This window comes from Streptomyces atratus, assembly GCF_014648655.1.
Classification (GTDB): Bacteria; Actinomycetota; Actinomycetes; order Streptomycetales; family Streptomycetaceae; genus Streptomyces; species Streptomyces atratus.
Map to the genome: position 1 here is coordinate 158,154 of NZ_BMRN01000002.1, position 13,986 is coordinate 172,139.

Genomic DNA, 13,986 nt, shown 5'->3' on the forward strand with positions numbered 1-13,986 from the left:
GAAAGGCACCCCCATGAGCAGCAACGAATCGCCGCGCGGTCCGATCGACTCCTCCCGCGTCCCGCGGTACGCCGGACCCGCGACGTTCGCCCGGCTGCCCCGCCTCGACGAGGTCCCCGCCGTCGATGTCGCCGTCGTCGGCGTGCCCTTCGACACGGGGGTCTCCTACCGCCCCGGCGCCCGCTTCGGCGGCAACGCGATCCGTGAGGCGTCGCGCCTGCTGCGCCCGTACAACCCGGCGCAGGACGCCTCGCCGTTCGCCCTCGCACAGGTCGCCGACGCCGGTGACATCGCCGCGAACCCGTTCAACATCAACGAGGCCGTCGAGACGATCGAGGCCGCCGCCGACGACCTCCTGGCCACCGGCGCCCGCCTGATGACGCTCGGCGGCGACCACACCATCGCGCTGCCGCTGCTGCGTTCCGTCGCGAAGAAGCACGGCCCGGTCGCCCTGCTCCACTTCGACGCACACCTCGACACCTGGGACACCTACTTCGGCGCCGAGTACACCCACGGAACCCCGTTCCGCCGGGCCGTCGAGGAGGGCATCCTCGACACCTCCGCGCTCTCCCACGTCGGTACCCGCGGCCCGCTCTACGGCAAGCAGGACCTGGACGACGACGCGAAGATGGGCTTCGGCATCGTCACCTCCGCCGACGTCATGCGCCGCGGTGTCGACGAGGTCGCCGACCAGCTGCGCCAGCGCATCGGCGACCGGCCGCTCTACATCTCCATCGACATCGACGTCCTGGACCCGGCGCACGCCCCCGGCACCGGCACCCCCGAGGCCGGCGGTCTGACCTCCCGCGAACTCCTGGAGATCGTCCGCGGGCTGTCCTCCTGCAACCTGGTCTCCGCCGACCTGGTGGAGGTCGCCCCCGCGTACGACCACGCCGAGATCACCTCCGTCGCCGCCTCCCACACGGCGTACGAACTGACGACGATCATGTCCCGCCAGATCGCAGAGGCTCGTACGAAGTGAGCCACGATCACCACGACGAGCGCCCGCAGCTCACCCCCGAGCAGATCGCGGCCGCCCTGAACCCCCCGGCCGGACGCAACGGCGGCGACCTCGTCGTCGAGACCCTCCAGGGCCTCGGCGCGACCACCGTCTTCGGCCTGCCCGGCCAGCACGCGCTGGGCATGTTCGACGCGCTGCGCCGCTCCTGCCTCTCGTACGTCGGGCTGCGCGTCGAGAACAACGCCGGCTTCGCCGCCGACGCGTACGGCCGGATCACCGGGGAAGTGGCGCCTCTGCTGCTCTCCACCGGGCCGGGTGCCCTCACCTCCCTCGCCGCGCTCCAGGAGGCGGCGGCGGCCTCCGCTCCCGTGCTGGCCATCTCCAGCCAGATCCCGGCCGCGGGTCTGGGTGGCGGACGCCATGGCTACCTGCACGAACTGCGGGACCAGAAGGCGTCGTTCCGCGACATCGTGAAGTCGGTCCACACCGTCCGTACGGCCTCCCAGATCCCGTCGGCGATCGCCGACGCCTGGGAGTCCGCGCTCACGGCCCCGCACGGCCCGGTCTGGATCGAGATCCCGCAGGACGTACTCCTCGCCGAGACCACGCTCCCCGTCGTCACGGCGATGGACGCCACCCCGCCCGTCCTGCACCCCCGCCCCGAACTCACCGCTGTGGCAGCGCACCTGCTGTCGAAGGCCGAGCGTCCGGCGATCATCGCGGGCGGCGGAGTCGTACGGTCCGACGCGTCCGGCAAGCTGCTCGCGCTCGCGGAGAAGCTCGACGCCCCGGTCGTCACCACCTTCGGCGGCAAGGGCGCCTTCCCGTGGGAGCACCCGCTCTCGCTCCAGTCCTGGCTGGAGGACCGCCACACGACGGACTTCCTGGAGTCCGCCGATGTGCTGCTGGTCATCGGCTCCGGACTCGGTGAACTCTCCTCGAACTACCACACGTTCGCCCCGCGCGGTCGCGTCATCCAGATCGAGGCCGACGCCGGCAAGCTGGAGTCCAACCATCCCGCACTCGGCATCCACGCCGACGCCCGCGAGGCCCTGGCCGACCTCCTCGACGCGGTCGACCGCCGCGAGGACCCGTCGGCGTCGGACCGGGTCCGTACGGTGCTCGAAGCGGTACGGGACAGGATCGCCGGCCAGGAACTCACCCTGGAGCAGCAGCTCATCGCCTCGGTCCGCCAGGCGCTGCCCGACACGTCCCCGAGCTTCTGGGACATGACGATCCTCGCCTACTGGGCGTGGTCCGCCTTCGACGCCCGCCACCCGAACACGATGCACTCGGCCCAGGGCGCGGGCGGGCTCGGCTACGGCTTCCCGGCCGCGCTCGGCGCGGCGGCGGCCGACCGTACGAAGCCGGTCCTGGCGGTCTCCGGCGACGGCGGCGCGATGTACTCGATCGCGGAACTGGCCACGGCCCGCCAGTACGACCTCCCGGTCACCTGGCTGATCGTCGACGACGGCGGCTACGGCATCCTGCGCGAATACATGACGGGCGCCTTCGGCGAGGCCACGGCGACGGAACTCTCCCGCCCCGACTTCGTCGCCCTCGCCGAGTCCTTCGGCGTCCCGGCGGTCCGCACGACCCCCGAGACGCTCGCCGACGACCTGGCGAAGTCCTTCGCGGAGCCGGGCCCTTCGGTGGTCGTGCTCCCGGCCCTGCTGAGGATGTTCGAGCCGACGCATCTGTGACGCATCCGTAGGGCGCCAGCCCGCTGCCCACCCGCGCATCCGGTCGCCCCGGACACGCGGGTGGGCTCATTTCTTCGGCGGGTGTTCCTTCGCGATGAGCGCCGCTTGATCCTCCAGACCCCGGCGAAACTCCAGCCGCTCGTCGCCCTCGAGGCTGCTGGGCACGTCCTTGGCCGGCGGCAGGAAGTCGGGGATCGACCGGAAGACCGGGTCGGCCGCCGCCCCCTGGCCGCGTATCCGCGCCTGTACCAAGTAGTGGCCGACCTCCCGCAGAGGGTCTCTGAGAACGGGCTCCGGCCGCGCGGCGGCCTTCGCCACGCTCTCCGGTCGTCCCAATGGGTGGTGCTCGTTCTGCGCGAGCCTCTGCAGGGCCGCGATCGCCGCGTAGAGCCGGCCACAGCGGTACGCCTCGGCGTGCCGGGCCGGCTGACCGCTCGTCATGGTTCCCCCTCGTCACCGTGCCGGACTGCACAGGGGCATCGATACCCGCGCAACCGGTGAGGAACCGCACAGTTCGGGGCGCGCAACTTTTTGGCCGGTCGCGAGTCATTACTGACGGGTGTGCCGGGGGCGCGCCGTACGGATCCACTCAGGGGGAAACACCGCATGAAAGAACAGCCTCGTATATTCCGCCGTGCGCAGGGCGCGCTGTCCGTCGCGCTCGCCGCAGGCGTGCTCGCACCCGTGGCGCTCGGCGCCTCGCCCGCCGCCGCCGCGACGCCGACCGTGAGCTGCACGTCCGGCAAGGCGGGGCTGGCCGCCAAGCTGTCCAAGGACATCACCGCCGCACTCAAGGGCCGGAAGTCCACGACGGCCATCGCGCTCTACGACCGGACCACCAAGACGACGTGCTCCTTGCGGGCGACGACGAAGTACGACTCCGCCAGCGTCGTGAAGGCGACCGTGCTGGCGACGCTGCTCTGGGACAACAAGAAGCACAACCGCTATCTCACCCAGCGCGAGATCAACCTCACCACCGCCATGATCACCAAGTCCGACAACAACGCGACCACCAGCCTGTGGAAGCAGCTCGGGGTGACCAAGGTCAAGGCGTTCCTGAAGGCCGCCGGGATGACGCACACCGTGCCCGGCTCCGGTGGCTACTGGGGGCTGACCCAGATCACCGCCCAGGACGAGCAGCGGCTGCTGACCCTGCTGACCGCCAAGAACTCCGTGCTGAGCGACAACGCGCGGACGTACGAACTGGGCCTGATGCGCAAGGTCGTTTCTTCCCAGCGCTGGGGCACGCCCGCCGGTGCGCCGTCCGGCGTGACCGTCCAGGTGAAGAACGGCTGGCTGCCGCGCGCCACCCACGGCTGGCGGGTGCACAGCATCGGCGCCTTCACGGGCAAGGGGCACGACTACGCGATCACCGTGCTCACCCAGGACAACAAGACGATGAACGACGGCATCAACACCATTCAGGCCGTCGCCCGCGCCGTGCACAAGGACCTCAACCCGGCCGCCGGCGCGTTGACGACGATCGCCCCGCCCGCCGCCCCGCAGGAAGCGGTGCCCGCGGTACCGGAGGCACCGGCGGTACGGATGCTCACCGCGACGCCGCGGTCGTAGCCGGGCAGCGGACGGCGTACGCAGGTCGTAGGCAGGACGTCGCACCGGCCTACGACCACGGACCCGTCTTTTGTAACAGCGGGATGAAATCCGCTGCCCACCGCGTTGGTGCCTTCCGGTAGACCAGGTCGAACGGGAGGCACCGGTGACGGACGCAGGGGACGCAGAGGACGCGGCGCAGGCCCCGGGCTGGGTTCGGCGGCTGTGCGGCTACGCATGGCGCTACCGGCGCAATGTGCTGCTGGCGCTCGGCTCGTCGCTGGCCGGCATGGCGGTGATGGCCCTCGTCCCGCTGATCACCAAGGTGATCATCGACGACGTCGTCGGCGACCACACGCGTTCCCTGGCCGTGTGGACCGGACTCCTCGTGGTCGCCGCCGTGCTGGTGTACATATTCACGTACATCCGCCGCTACTACGGCGGCCGGCTCGCCCTCGACGTACAGCACGATCTGCGTACCGAGATCTACGGGACGATCACCCGCCTGGACGGGAAGCGTCAGGACGAGCTGTCCACCGGACAGGTCGTCGGGCGTGCCACCAGCGACCTGCAGCTGATCCAGGGGCTCCTGTTCATGCTCCCGATGACCATCGGGAACGTGCTGCTCTTCATCATCTCCCTGGTGATCATGGCGTGGCTCTCACCGCTGCTCACCCTGGTCGCGATCGCCGTCGCCCCCGCCCTCTGGTTCATCGCCCGCCGCTCCCGCTCCCGTCTCTTCCCCGCCACCTGGTACGCCCAGGGCCAGGCCGCCGCCGTCGCCGGAGTCGTCGACGGGGCCGTCTCCGGGGTCCGGGTCGTCAAGGGGTTCGGGCAGGAGGAGCAGGAGACCGGAAAGCTGCGCGAGGTCGGGCGCAGGCTCTTCGCCGGACGGCTGCGGACGATCCGGCTGAACTCCCGCTACACCCCCGCCCTCCAGGCCGTCCCCGCGCTCGGCCAGGTCGCGATGCTGGCCCTCGGCGGCTGGCTCGCCACCCGGGGCGAGATCACCCTCGGCACGTTCGTCGCGTTCTCCAGCTACCTCGCCCAGCTCGTCGGCCCGGTCCGGATGCTCGCCATGGTCCTCACCGTCGGACAGCAGGCCCGGGCAGGCGTCGAGCGCGTACTGGAACTGATCGACACCGAGCCGACCATGAAGGACGGCACCAAGGAGCTCCCGGCCGACGCCCCCGCGAGCGTCGAATTCGACGACGTACGGTTCGGCTACGACGAGGAGCGCCCCGTCCTCGACGGCTTCTCGCTGACCATCGAGCCCGGTGAGACCGTCGCCGTCGTCGGCGCCTCCGGCAGCGGGAAGTCCACCGTCTCGCTGCTGCTGCCCCGCTTCTACGACGTGACGCACGGCGCCGTCCTGGTCGGCGGCCACGACGTCCGCGAACTGACCCAGCAGTCCCTGCGCGCCGCCATCGGCCTCGTACCGGAGGACAGCTTCCTGTTCTCCGACACCGTCCGCGCCAACATCGCCTACGGATTCCCGGACGCCACCCAGGAACAGATCGAGGAAGCGGCCCGCGCCGCCCAGGCCGACCGGTTCATCGCGGACCTGCCCGAGGGCTATGACACCAAGGTCGGCGAGCACGGACTCACCCTCTCCGGCGGCCAGCGCCAGCGCGTCGCGCTCGCCCGCGCCATCCTCACCGACCCCCGGCTGCTCCTCCTCGACGACGCCACCTCCGCCGTCGACGCCCGCGTCGAGCACGAGATCCACGAGGCGCTGCGGCAGGTGATGGCAGGGCGGACGACCCTCCTGATCGCCCACCGCCGCTCCACCCTCGGCCTCGCCGACCGGATCGCCGTCCTGGAACACGGCAGGCTCGCCGACATCGGTACGCACGAGGAGCTGGAGCGTCGCTCCGCGCTCTACCGGCGACTGCTCACCGACCCGGACGAGCTGGGCGGCACCTCGCCCGGACACCAGCGACCGACCACCGCCGCCGACACGACCCCCGAGGACGACCGGGCGCTCCAGGAAGAACTGGACGCCGAGTTCGACGCCGAGCGCGGCATCAGCCCCCACCTGTGGATCCGCAAGGAGGAGCCGCGCGACACCGGTGCGGCCGGCATGCCCGCGACGCCCGAGCTGCTCGCCCAGGTCGAGGCCCTGCCGCCCGCCACCGACACACCCGACATCGACGAGGCGCGGGCCGTCCGCGCCGAGGAGTCGTACGGGCTGCGCAGGCTGCTGCGCGGCTTCGGGCTGCCGCTCCTGGTGAGCCTGGCGCTGGTGGCGGTGGACGCGGGCGCCGGACTCCTGCTGCCCGTACTGATCCGGCACGGCATCGACCAGGGTGTCTCGCAGCTCGCACTCGGCGCCGTCTGGGCGGCGTCCGCGCTGGCCCTGGTGGTCGTGCTCGTGCAGTGGGCGGCCCAGATCGGCGAGACCCGGATGACGGGCCGCACCGGCGAGCGGGTGCTGTACTCGCTGCGGCTGAAGATCTTCGCGCAGCTCCAGCGGCTCGGCCTGGACTACTACGAACGCGAGCTGACCGGCCGCATCATGACCCGGATGACGACGGACGTGGACGCGCTGTCGACGTTCCTGCAGACCGGTCTGGTCACGGCCTTCGTCTCCGTCGTCACCTTCTTCGGCATCATGGTCGCGCTGCTGGTACTCGACGTACAGCTGGCCCTCGTCGTCTTCGCGACGCTGCCGGCGCTGATCATCGGTACGTTCTTCTTCCGCCGCAAGAGCGTCAAGGCGTACGAGCTGGCCCGGGAACGCATCAGCGTCGTCAACGCCGACCTCCAGGAGTCCGTCTCCGGGCTGCGGATCGTGCAGGCGTTCCGCCGCGAGCGCGACGGCGCGGACCGGTTCGCGGGGCGCAGCGACCACTACCGCGAGGCCAGGGTCCGCGGTCAGTGGCTGATCTCGGTCTACTTCCCGTTCGTGCAGCTCTTGTCGTCGGTGGCCGCGGCGGCCGTACTGATCGTGGGCGCGGGCCGGGTCGACAACGGCACGCTCACCACCGGTGCGCTGGTCGCGTACCTCCTCTACATCGACTTGTTCTTCGCCCCGGTGCAGCAGCTCTCCCAGGTCTTCGACGGTTACCAGCAGGCCACCGTCTCCCTCGGCCGTATCCAGGAACTCCTGCGGGAGCCGACCTCCACCGACGCCCCGGACGAACCGCTGGACGTGCTGTCGCTGCGCGGCGAGATCGCCTTCGAGGACGTGTCCTTCGCATACGGCTCCGGCGACGACGCCGAGGAAGCCCTCATCGGTGTCGACCTGCGGATCCCGGCCGGTCAGACGGTCGCGTTCGTCGGCGAGACCGGCGCCGGGAAGTCCACCCTCGTCAAGCTCGTCGCCCGGTTCTACGACCCGACGGGCGGCCGGGTCACGGCGGACGGCACCGATCTGCGCCGCCTCGACCTCACCGCGTACCGGCACCGGCTCGGAGTCGTACCGCAGGAGGCTTACCTCTTCGCCGGTACGGTCCGCGACGCCATCGCGTACGGGCGGCCCGAGGCCACCGACGCCGAGGTGGAGGCGGCGGCGCGGTCGGTCGGCGCCCACGACATGATCGCCACCCTGGACGGCGGCTATCTGCACGAGGTCGCCGAGCGGGGCCGTAACCTCTCGGCCGGCCAGCGCCAGCTGATCGCGCTCGCCCGCGCCGAACTCGTCGACCCGGACGTCCTGCTGCTCGACGAGGCGACCGCCTCCCTCGACCTGGCCAGCGAAGCCCTGGTCAACCAGGCGACGGACCGGCTCACCGGCCGCCGCACCACCCTCGTCGTCGCCCACCGGCTGACGACCGCCGCCCGCGCCGACCGGGTCGTGGTGATGGACCACGGCCGGGTCGTCGAGGACGGTACGCACGACGAACTCCTCGCCCGGGAAGGGCACTACGCCGTGCTGTGGCGCACCTTCATAGGGGAGGACGAGCCCGCAGGGGTGTGAGAGCCGGGCCCGTCCACCGGTTCACTTGCCGATGCCGGAGATCTTGCCGGTCTGCAGGTCCGACCGCACGGTCAGATACGAGTACGTGGGGTGCTTGCCGTTGCTCCAGGTGAGCCGCACCTTCGACCAGGTGTGGCCCGCACCGCTGTCGCCGGAGGTGATCCGGAAGGCGAGCGGGGTGTTCTGGGCGCGGAGCACACCGTCCGCGTGGTTGCGCTGCTCCCATGTCTTCAGCTGGGTGCGCAGGTGGGGCGTCAGATAGAACGTCCTCAGAGCGGTGGCGAGCTTGCCGCCGCCCTCCGCCGTGACGGCATCGATATAGGCGGCGTAGAAGTGGGCGACCTGCTGGAACGCCGGAGTGCCGGCGTCGCTGCGTACCGGCGCCGCGGCCACCGGGGCCTGCGGGGCAGCCGCGGCGGCCGGGACCGCGGCGACGACGGTGAGGAGAGCGGTGGCGAGAAGTGTCCGGCCGGTGGCGCGCCGGCCGCGGGGGCCCTGTGAGTTACGGAGTTGGAGCATGGCAGTTCCTGCCTTTCGTGTGGCTCTGCCCTGTTGGAGCCATGCTGTGGCGATTCGGTTGCTCCGGAGGCGGAGCGCGCCGGGTGCAACCTCCGGATGGCCTCCTGCGTCGTACGCAAGTACGTGTAAGTGCCGAGCAAGGGCGTAAGTGTTCGATCGAATGATGAGGCTGCTGATGATCAGAGGGACCGGAAAAGCCGGAGCGGCCGGCTGGGGCGGAAGCGGCCGGGGGTGCCGGATGCTCGTGCGTCTGTTCGCCCTGCCGCTGGTGGCCGCCGTCGGTCTGGTGCTCAGCGGCGGTGCGGCGAACAGCGCCGACGCCGCAACGGCCTGCGCCGGGCGCCCCGCGAAGACGGTCGAGTTCAAGACCGGTGAGCTGCGCGTCTACAAGAGCCGCTCCTACGCCTGCGCGGTCGCGGTCGCGAAGAAGCAGGGTCCGCGCCGCACGATGTCCGTGCGTATCCAGGCGCGTGGCGGCAGCCCCGTCAGCGACAGCGGCAGATACACCCAGCAGGCGGGCCCGGTGACGGTCCACGCGCTGAACCGGTGCGTCCGGGCCTCGGCCACGATCTCGGGGAAGTCCGGCTCCACGGACTGGATTCTCTGCTGACGGCGGCGGCTCGTCGTCACTCCGTGCCGCCAGGGTCTGGCGGCACAGGTGTTGCCCCGCTAGGTTCACGACGTCTGTTGTGAATCAAGGGGAGGGTGCATGCGCAAGGCGCTCAGAGGGTTCCTGTCGCTCGCGATACTTATCGGCACAGTGAGTGCGACAGGTGCCTCGGCCGGGGCGGCCACCGCCGCGGAACCGACCGCGTTCCGGAGCACGGCCGGCAGTGACAGCGGCACGAGCACGGACATCAAGGACCGCATCCTGGCCATCCCGGGAATGAGTCTCATCGAGGAGAAGCCGTACGCGGGCTACCGCTACTTCGTCCTCGAATACACCCAGCCGATCGATCACCGGCACCCGTCCAAGGGCACGTTCCAGCAGCGGATCACTCTGCTGCACAAGGACACGTCCCGCCCGACGGTGTTCTACACCAGCGGCTACAACGTCTCCACAAACCCCAGCCGCTCCGAGCCGACCCGGATCATCGACGGCAACCAGGTCTCCCTGGAGTACCGGTTCTTCACCCCGTCCCGCCCGGCGCCCGCCGACTGGTCCAAGCTCGACATCTGGCAGGCCGCCAGCGACCAGCACCGCGTCTTCACCGCGCTGAAGCAGATCTACACCAAGAACTGGCTGACCACCGGCGGCTCCAAGGGCGGCATGACCGCCACGTACTTCGAGCGCTTCTACCCCGAGGACATGGACGGCGTCGTCGCCTACGTCGCGCCCAACGACGTGGTCAACAAGGAGGACTCGGCCTACGACCGGTTCTTCGGACACGTCGGCACCAAGGAGTGCCGCGACAAGCTGAACGGGGTGCAGCGCGAGGCGCTGATCCGCCGCGAGCCGCTGGAGAAGAAGTACGAGGAGTACGCCGCCGAGAACGGCTACACCTTCAACACCGTCGGCTCGCTCGACCGGGCGTACGAGGCCGTCGTCATGGACTATGTCTGGGCGTTCTGGCAGTACAGCCTGCTGTCCGACTGCGACACCATCCCGGCCGACGCCAAGACCGCCCCCGACCAGGCGATCTGGGACTCGATCGACTCGATCTCCGGCTTCTCCGCCTACGCCGACCAGGGCCTGGAGCGGTACACCCCGTACTACTACCAGGCGGGCACCCAGCTCGGTTCGCCGGACATCGAGCAGCCGTGGCTCGGCAAGCTGAGCCGGTACGGATACCAGCCGCCGCGCACCTTCGTGCCGCGCTCCATCCCGATGAAGTTCCAGCCGTCGGTGATGCGTGACGTCGACAACTGGGTGAAGCACCACGCCAACCACATGCTGTACGTGTACGGAGAGAACGATCCCTGGGGTGCGGAGCGCTTCCGGCTCGGGGCGGGCGCCCGTGACAGCTATGTCATGACCGTGGCCGGCGGCAACCACGGCTCCAACGTGGCCGGGCTCGCCGACGACGACAAGGCGAAGGCCACCGCGGCCATCCTGCGCTGGGCGGGCGTCGCCCCGGCCGCCGTGCAGGAGGACCCGGCGAAGGCGAAGCCGCTCGCGAAGTTCGACGAACGGCTCGACAAGCGGGACGTGACGAACGAGCGCGGGCTGCGGCCGTAAAAGGTCCTTGTGAAGCGGTCCTCGCGTCAGGGAAGGGGCTGTGCACACGCACAGCCCCTTCCCGGTTCCCGGGGGTCTAGTACGTCAGCCCGTAACCGACCGGGTGCAGTACCTGCGCCGGATCGTCCGCGCGCTGCACCGGCACCGGCAGGGTGCCCTCCGGTTCGGCGCGGCCCGCGATCACCCGGGCGGCGGCCCGCAGTTCGACATCGGTCCAGGAATACGTGGCCAGGTTCGCCGCGAACCCGGTCCCGGCCAGCTGGGCGATGTCGTACGGATTGCGGATCGCGACCGTGATGACCGGGATGCCGGTTGCCGCCAGCGCGCTCACCAGGGTGCGCTGCGAGCTGGTCGCCGAGACGTTGTACGTCCCCACGATCACCGCGTCCTTGCCCCGTGCGGCCGCCACCGCCGCGTCGATCTTCGCCTTGGTGGGGGCGGTGCCGGTGGACAACGCGGTTGCCGCGTAACCCAGTTCCACGAAGGCGGTGGCCAGGGTGGTGGTCGGCGGGCCGGTGGTGCCGGACGGGGAGGCCGGGTCGGCGCCGACCACGAGGAGGTTCTTGTGGGAGCGACGGGAGAGCGGCAGCACCGCGCCGTCGTTGGCGAGCAGGGTGGTGGTGCGCTCGGCGATCCGGTCGGCGGCGGCGAGATGGGCCCGCGTCCCGACGGTGCGGTCCACTCCCTTGTGGCTGACGAACGGGTCGTCGAACAGCCCGAGCTTCGTCTTCAGCCGCAGGATGCGCAGGATCGATTCCTCGATCCTGGCCTCGCTGATCTCACCGCTCTTCACGGCCTCCAGGACGGCGTTCCAGGAGACGGCAAGGTTCGGCGGGTTGAGCAGCTGGTCGACGCCCGCCTGAAGCGCGAGGACCGGCACGCGCTCGTCGCCGTACTTCGTCCGTACGCCCTCCATGCCGAGCGAGTCGGTGACCACGACGCCGTCGTAGCCGAGCTCCTCGCGCAGGATGCCGGTGAGGATCGGGCGGGACAGCGTCGCCGGGTCCTCGGCCGGGTCCAGCGCCGGGACCACGATGTGCGCGGTCATGATCGAGTCGATGCCCGCGGCGATCGCGGCCCGGAACGGCGGCGCGTCCAGCTGCGCCCACTGCTCCCGGGTGTGGCGGATGACGGGCAGACCGGTGTGGCTGTCCGTGTTGGTGTCGCCGTGGCCCGGGAAGTGCTTGGCGGTCGACGCGATGCCGCTGCTCTGATACCCCTTCACCTGGGCGGCGACCATCCCGGCCACGGACTGCGGGTCGGAGCCGAAGGAACGTACGCCGATCACCGGGTTGGCCGGGTTGACGTTGACGTCGGCGTCCGGGGCGTAGTTCTGGTTGATGCCGATCGCGGCCAGTTCGGCGCCCGCGATCTGCCCGGCCCGGCGGGCGTCGGAGCGCGAACCGCCGGCGCCCAGCGCCATCGCGCCCGGCATCAGGGTGGCGGGCTCGCCGACGCGGCAGACGATGCCGTGCTCCTGGTCGGTGGAGACGAGGAGCGGCAGAGGGGTGGGGCCGGCGAGACCGGCGCGCTGGATGCCGTTGGAGAGGTCTGCGATCTGGTGCGGGTCGCGGGTGTTGTGCGCCCAGGCGAAGTAGATGATCCCGCCGACGTGGTACTTGGCGATCATCTCGGCGGCGGTACGTACCCCGATCTCCGCCATGTTGGCGTCGATGTCGGCCTGGTCGGGCTCGGTGGCGGAGTGCCCGTACACCCGCATCACGAAGAGCTGCCCGACCTTCTCCTCCAGGGTCATCCGGGAGATGAGCCGCTTGAGGCGCTCGGTGGTGGCGGCTGAGGTGTGGTGCCCGCCGCTCGGCCCGCTGCTCGCGGACCTCTGGGCGGCGACGGCGCCGGGGGCGACGACCCCGCCCGTGACGGCGGCTGCGGCGGTCGCGGCGGTTGCGGTGAGGAGGGTGCGTCTGGAGGGGCGGTGGTGCACGTGAGCTCCTTCGGCCGTACTCGGGGACGAGGGGGTGGTGAAAGAAACTTCCAAGGAGCACGGATATCCAGAAAATAACTTCCGGTCAAGGGCTCGGACCGTTTTGAGCCCGTCCGGTGATCGGGGAGGTGCGGGCGAACCCGGGCAGGTCCGGTGATCGGGGCGCGGGCCGGGACGCCTGCCGGGACGCCTGCTGGGACCCCTACCTCAGCCCCGCCGCGGGCCCGTGCGCCTGGAGTGCCGACACCGCCGCCGTGATCGCGGGCCGCCGGGCCGCCTCCGTACGCCACAGCGCATACAGCCGACGCACCGGTACGGGATCGAGCGGCACCGCCACCACCCCCGCCGGCAGCGGCCCCCGCCCCAGTCGCGGGATCACCGCGACCCCGAGACCGGCGGCGAGCAGGGCCAGTTGGGTGTGGTTCTCCTCCGCCTGGTGCCGGATGTCGGGCTCGTAACCCGCCGCGCGCAGCGTCCGTACGAGCCAGTCGTGGCAGACCGTCCCCGGCGGCTGGCAGATCCACCGCTCCTTCGCCAGCTCCTCGCGCCGCACCGCGTCCCGCCCGGCGAGCCGATGGCCCTCGGGCACCAGCAGATCGCACCGGTCCTCACCGATCACCGCCTGCGCCACCCCCTCCGGGGCGGGCAGCGGGGCGATGTCCCAGTCGTGCGCGACCGCCAGATCGATCACACCCTTGGCCACCAGGTCGACCGAGAGATGCGGATCGACCTCGGTCAACCGGATATCCAGGACCGGATGGTCCCGGCCCAGCCCGGCCAGTACGCCGGGCAGCAGCCCGCGCGCCGCGGACGCGAACGCGCCGATCGACAGCAGCCCCGTGGGCAGCCCCCTGCGCTCCTCCAGCGTCGTTTCCGCGCGCTCCACGATCGCCATCAACTGCTGTGCCGTCTCGGCCAGATGGAGCGCATCCTCGGTCAGTGCGACACCGCGCCCGCGGCGTTCGAGGAGGGTCGTACGGGTCTCCCGCTCCAGCTTGGTGATCTGCTGCGAGACCGCCGACGGGGTGTAGCCGAGCGCGGCGGCGGCGCCCGCGACGGAGCCATGGACGGAGATGGCGTGCAGTGCGCGCAGCCGGGACAGATCGAGCACCGGAACCTCCTGGATGCGGGCCCTCGCGATTCATTAGCAACGCTCAATTCCACCATGAAGAAATCGGCGCTGGTGCTACATGGTCGGTGCGGGTGATC

At 70.8% G+C, this 13,986-nt stretch carries 10 protein-coding genes; 6 read left to right on the forward strand and 4 right to left on the reverse strand.

Going from position 1 to position 13,986, the window contains the following annotated elements; all coding sequences use genetic code 11:
* Window positions 1-13: 13 nt before the first annotated feature.
* Together speB and IEZ15_RS03745 are read left to right on the forward strand one after the other, a co-directional pair.
* Window positions 14-982, forward strand: a complete 969-nt coding sequence (gene speB, locus IEZ15_RS03740; protein WP_189274217.1) for an agmatinase — start codon at window positions 14-16, stop codon at window positions 980-982.
* Window positions 979-2,664, forward strand: coding sequence for a thiamine pyrophosphate-binding protein (locus IEZ15_RS03745; protein ID WP_189274219.1), 1,686 nt, complete (start codon window positions 979-981; stop codon window positions 2,662-2,664). The genes speB and IEZ15_RS03745 overlap by 4 nt, the downstream gene beginning before the upstream one ends.
* 66 nt (window positions 2,665-2,730) lie before the next feature.
* On the opposite strand, the gene IEZ15_RS03750 is transcribed toward IEZ15_RS03745, so the two are convergent.
* On the reverse strand, window positions 2,731-3,105 hold the full coding sequence (locus IEZ15_RS03750) for a hypothetical protein (protein ID WP_189274221.1): 375 nt from the start codon (window positions 3,103-3,105) through the stop codon (window positions 2,731-2,733).
* Between the two features lie 165 nt (window positions 3,106-3,270).
* Between IEZ15_RS03750 and IEZ15_RS03755 the strand changes: the two genes are divergently transcribed.
* Window positions 3,271-4,236 carry a serine hydrolase gene (locus tag IEZ15_RS03755; protein WP_189274223.1) on the forward strand — a complete coding sequence of 322 codons (966 nt, stop codon included), beginning with the start codon at window positions 3,271-3,273 and terminating at the stop codon, window positions 4,234-4,236.
* 145 nt (window positions 4,237-4,381) lie between these two features.
* Window positions 4,382-8,137: an ABC transporter ATP-binding protein gene (locus IEZ15_RS03760; protein WP_189274225.1), complete on the forward strand. Its 3,756-nt coding sequence runs from the start codon at window positions 4,382-4,384 to the stop codon at window positions 8,135-8,137.
* 21 nt (window positions 8,138-8,158) lie between these two features.
* Here the strand turns inward: IEZ15_RS03760 and IEZ15_RS03765 are convergent, their stop codons facing one another.
* Window positions 8,159-8,656 carry a hypothetical protein gene (locus IEZ15_RS03765; RefSeq protein WP_189274226.1) on the reverse strand — a complete coding sequence of 166 codons (498 nt, stop codon included), beginning with the start codon at window positions 8,654-8,656 and terminating at the stop codon, window positions 8,159-8,161.
* 175 nt (window positions 8,657-8,831) lie between these two features.
* On the opposite strand from IEZ15_RS03765, the gene IEZ15_RS03770 reads away from it, so the two are divergent.
* Both IEZ15_RS03770 and IEZ15_RS03775 read left to right on the forward strand, forming a co-directional pair.
* Window positions 8,832-9,266: a hypothetical protein gene (locus tag IEZ15_RS03770; protein ID WP_373302487.1), complete on the forward strand. Its 435-nt coding sequence runs from the start codon at window positions 8,832-8,834 to the stop codon at window positions 9,264-9,266.
* A 99-nt stretch (window positions 9,267-9,365) separates the two neighbouring features.
* Window positions 9,366-10,835 carry a S28 family serine protease gene (locus IEZ15_RS03775; RefSeq protein WP_189274228.1) on the forward strand — a complete coding sequence of 490 codons (1,470 nt, stop codon included), beginning with the start codon at window positions 9,366-9,368 and terminating at the stop codon, window positions 10,833-10,835.
* Between the two features lie 76 nt (window positions 10,836-10,911).
* Here the strand turns inward: IEZ15_RS03775 and IEZ15_RS03780 are convergent, their stop codons facing one another.
* Window positions 10,912-12,777 (reverse strand): glycoside hydrolase family 3 protein, encoded by a 1,866-nt coding sequence (locus tag IEZ15_RS03780; RefSeq protein WP_189274230.1) that lies wholly within the window; start codon window positions 12,775-12,777, stop codon window positions 10,912-10,914.
* 202 nt (window positions 12,778-12,979) lie between these two features.
* Window positions 12,980-13,888 (reverse strand): LysR family transcriptional regulator, encoded by a 909-nt coding sequence (locus IEZ15_RS03785; protein ID WP_114244610.1) that lies wholly within the window; start codon window positions 13,886-13,888, stop codon window positions 12,980-12,982.
* Window positions 13,889-13,986: the final 98 nt, after the last annotated feature.